Annotated in this window: 5 protein-coding genes; 2 read left to right on the top strand and 3 right to left on the bottom strand. The window is 60.7% G+C overall.

Annotated features, from left to right (window positions below):
• Both AC5JJ6_RS04005 and AC5JJ6_RS04000 read right to left on the bottom strand, forming a co-directional pair.
• Positions 1-514: DUF1186 domain-containing protein (locus AC5JJ6_RS04005; RefSeq protein ID WP_496040807.1), on the bottom strand; the 514-nt coding region annotated here is incomplete at its 3' end.
• Positions 515-656: 142 nt separating this feature from the next.
• Positions 657-2,081, bottom strand: a complete 1,425-nt coding sequence (locus AC5JJ6_RS04000) for a hypothetical protein (protein WP_496040806.1) — start codon at positions 2,079-2,081, stop codon at positions 657-659.
• Positions 2,082-2,340: 259 nt separating this feature from the next.
• On the opposite strand from AC5JJ6_RS04000, the gene AC5JJ6_RS03995 reads away from it, so the two are divergent.
• Positions 2,341-2,721, top strand: a complete 381-nt coding sequence (locus AC5JJ6_RS03995) for a hypothetical protein (protein ID WP_496040805.1) — start codon at positions 2,341-2,343, stop codon at positions 2,719-2,721.
• A 112-nt stretch (positions 2,722-2,833) separates the two neighbouring features.
• Here AC5JJ6_RS03995 and AC5JJ6_RS03990 read toward each other — a convergent pair whose 3' ends face one another.
• Positions 2,834-3,187 carry a DUF6626 family protein gene (locus AC5JJ6_RS03990; protein WP_496040804.1) on the bottom strand — a complete coding sequence of 118 codons (354 nt, stop codon included), beginning with the start codon at positions 3,185-3,187 and terminating at the stop codon, positions 2,834-2,836.
• A gap of 229 nt (positions 3,188-3,416) precedes the next feature.
• On the opposite strand from AC5JJ6_RS03990, the gene AC5JJ6_RS03985 reads away from it, so the two are divergent.
• Positions 3,417-3,720: hypothetical protein (locus AC5JJ6_RS03985; protein ID WP_496040803.1), on the top strand; the 304-nt coding region annotated here is incomplete at its 3' end.

Below are 3,720 nucleotides of genomic sequence, written 5' to 3'. Positions count from 1 at the left end.
ACTTCTGCCAGCCGAACCAGGCGAACGACTCTTCCTGAGGCTGCATCTCGGCGTGTAGCTCCCGGAGGTAGGCCGCCGTAGTTTCCTGTGGCACCGCGCCCGTGGCGGTCAGGTACGCTAGCGCATCAAAGGCGTCGGCACGGACGATCTCGTCAACGTCCTCGTCCCCAATCAGCGCCTTCAGCCGGTCCAGGTCGCCGTTGAAGGTGCCGATCAGGATGCCAGGCAGGGTCGAGGAGATGCCATCGCCGAGCGCGTCTTCGAGCGCCTCCGCATCCCTCGCCAGCCGGCAGATTGTCGGAAAAGCCCGCCGCTCCCGCGCCTGTCCTACGAGGTGGAGGATGAAGAATACCGCGCCCGTCGCGTCTGCCGATCGATCCAGGCCGTCGACGTAGGCCTCGAGCAGGGCGAGCAGCGGGGGTGCCGTATTCTCCCAGTCCTCAAGGGCTCGCTGCATCGCGTCCTCGGGCAGGTCGTCCCCAGCCTGCGCGAACTCCTGCAAAATGTCATTCATGGCACGCGCCAACATCCTCCCATTCTAACGCGTGGACCGTTCTGCGTGAGCCGCTCTGACAGGTCAAAGCGGCCGGGCAGAACGGACCCTGCACCCGTGAAGCTAAGAATATTACGCTGAGTAGTTCAACTGAGTCATTTCATTACGTAACGCCACTACTTCCGCATCCCAACTGGGCCCTACTCCCCGCCTGCTTCTTCGAGGACTGTCTGGCATAGCCCAGGCCAACCAGGTTGCGGCATTTGCGTGTCCCCTTGGCAGCCGTGTTGATATCGACCTTCTGTCCCCAGGCGCCAAACCGGGCAATAACCGCGGGTGGCAGGCCGGGGATCCGCACGAGGATTGCGGCGGCTTGGGGCACCACGTGATTGTCCCTGTCCTTCCAGTGGCCGATCGCCACCTGGGCGCCATCGACGCCGTTTGCCGATTTCCGAAGATCCTCATACTTTGCCCAGATCCGCTGGTAAAAATCGTCGTTCATGCCATTCGTGACTTCCTGCGGGACACTGCGCTTAAAGAAGCGTGCCTCGCTGAGGAAGGAAATCCGATAGTCCGAACCACGAGATCGGCTGCCGCTTGCCGCCGCAAACACGTTGATCACGTGGCGGGCTCGCTGCTTTTTGCTGCTGGCCGCAGGCGCGCCGTTGTCGAAGTAGTCAAAGCGCAAGTAGTCGAAGGGACACTCAGCCGGGTCAGAGGTGGTAGGAGATAGGACGGTCGTGGCCTCGGCGGGGTGAGCGTCCTCGGCCCCGTGCAGCGGGATTACACTACCGTCCCCCGGTGGATTGCCCTCGAAGAGGTGCAAAGCCCCTTTCCGGAGCACGAGCTGAGCGCTCCGCGAAGCCGTGCTCGCGCCATTATCCTGGTGGGCGAAGCCCACGAGACGAATGGCGGAAGCCGAATTTTCAGAGGACGCGCGGTGCATAGCACCCGAGGTCAGGTCGAGAGACCTGTCCGTGCGACCATTATCTCTCTCTTCTTTAACTAATGGATGCACGGTCGCCCCTATTGTAGCCACCTCGCCTCCCAACAGACACGCCGGAAAGTCGCAGATCTCTGCGGTTTTCTGGGTCTGCGACTGCTGATGATGGTGAAGCGCACCACGCTCATTGGCAATAGAGGGGCGTTTTGCACCGTGCAGAGGGTGGGGTTTGCACGGTGCTTCAGCGTGCGGCAGAGCGTCAGTATCAATCACTTTGGGGGTTGCGACGCGAAGAGGCTCCCGCAGCGATATCGCCGACGCTTGCAGCCTCGCCATGGGTTCATCGAAATACGAAGTGCCTATTCCACCCAGCTCGGGCTGCCATGCGCACCGAAGCTGCGTTCGCATGCGCTGATGCTCAATGAGCGTAGCGAGGCAGGCAATCGGGTCCAGGCGTGATGCCAGCTCTTCGATGCTTGTGTCTTCATTGTTGAACATAGTGACCTCTGAAAAAATGAGCCGCCAGCGGCTGGAAAGCTGGCGGGCCGGTTGCTTGGCGAGGTCACGATGCCAAGGAAATTGCGCTGAGTGCTGCTTGACGCCGTCGACCTCGCGCAGGGGAAGTTTCCAGCCCGCCCTGCTCATGCATTTAGCTGTCGGCTTTGGCGGGCGTCATTATTCACCGCGAGCTTCACGAGGCCAATGCACTCACGAGGAAGACGCTGCAGGAGATCTCAGCGGATATTGCCGCTTGCATCACGCCGACCCCGCTCATTTTCTTGACAAGGGCTTGGTGCACCAAAGCTGCTGAATAGTGACGTCCACTTCCGCCCGGCGCTATCGAGAGACATGATGGCATGCGAAGCAGGGCATGCAGTTCAGCCAATATAAGGACTAAACTTTCATGACCATGCCAGATCCAAACCCAATTCACCCGAAGCTAAAGAGCATCATTGATCAAGCCAAAGCTAGGGTTCGCGACGCAGAGGATGCAGTCGCCTATTACGATGATTATGCGGCCACCCTCATGGCCGTTCCGCGGCAGCGACTGCGCGAGGCGAGAGACAACCTTGAAGCGATAGGCCGCCAGGCCGAGGCCATGCCATATGGTGTACGCCTGCTCGCGGATGCCTCGCGCGTTGAACCGTCGCGGTGGTGCAGATCGCGGTGTGGCGCGAAGGACGTGCTCTGGACCAATCGCGCGCTTGACGGCAAACAATGGTACTGGTTCGCCAACGCGCAGGACGCGATGCTGTTCAAGCTCACCTTCGGAGCGGCTGGATAAACTCCAATGCAGAAGCCGCAAGGGGACTCGGCGTTAGCAACGCTCGCCGGGCAGCAGCATCTCCCAGGCCCCGCCGTCTTGCACGTGAGGGCACCGGCACACACGGGGCTGCTCAGCTGCCCGAGGCGGCCCCCGAACCCTCTACGACCCTTATAGGGGCAGGACGGCGGCGCTTCGTGGGCAGCAGCGAGCAGCTGCGCCGTTCCAACTCAACCCAAACCTTGCTCGCTTGCGCCGCCACCTCGGATGCCTGGGCCGCGAGAGATGGGTTAGCGGTGCAGGCGTCGGCGATTGCTCTGAAACGCACGAAAAGCGACAACAGAGCGGCGACGCTCGGAGCGCGCCGGGAGCAGGTGAGGTCGTCGAAATACCTCGGCCCCTTGTTCAGGTAGTCTGTCGAGAAGCTCATATGGTTGGCGACAAGACCTAGGCGCTTCAGGGTGTCGTAGGCGTCGTGCAGGATCATGAGCACTATCTCCGAGTATAAATAGATCTACGGCTTTGGCCGTATTTATCGCGTCAGGCATTCTCAACGACGCCGACGAATTTCAGCCGCTGCTGCGGCCCAACAAGCAAGAACGAGGAGGGGCACATGTCCCAAAAATGCAGGTGCAAACATTCCAACGGTGGCCGGACATTCCGCTTGTGGGAGATAGAGCAGCCACCGAAAACCACACGCCCGCAGGACCGCCGTAATGGGTAACATCGCACCCCAGTCCGCCGTCGGCGCTGTGGACAATTATCGCCAAGGCATTCAGGCGATGATCGCTCAGACAAGACCGACGCTGTTTGTAACGCTGGCCTTCAACCGGCAAACCTCTCTCGATGCTGCGCGAGCCAAGCTCGCAGAATTCCGGCGTCGAATGGACCATGCTGTCGCTGGTCGGAACTGGGCCGAACGTCCCGACCGCTGCACGACCTATGTCGCCATTGCCGAGCATGTGGATACTAATCTCCACATCCATGCAGCGTTCGCAGTGCCCATCGAGAAAGTCGGCA

The organism is Skermanella sp. (genome assembly GCF_059503625.1).
The sequence above is the reverse complement of the archived record's forward strand: the minus strand, read 5'-3'. Positions and strand labels throughout refer to the sequence as shown.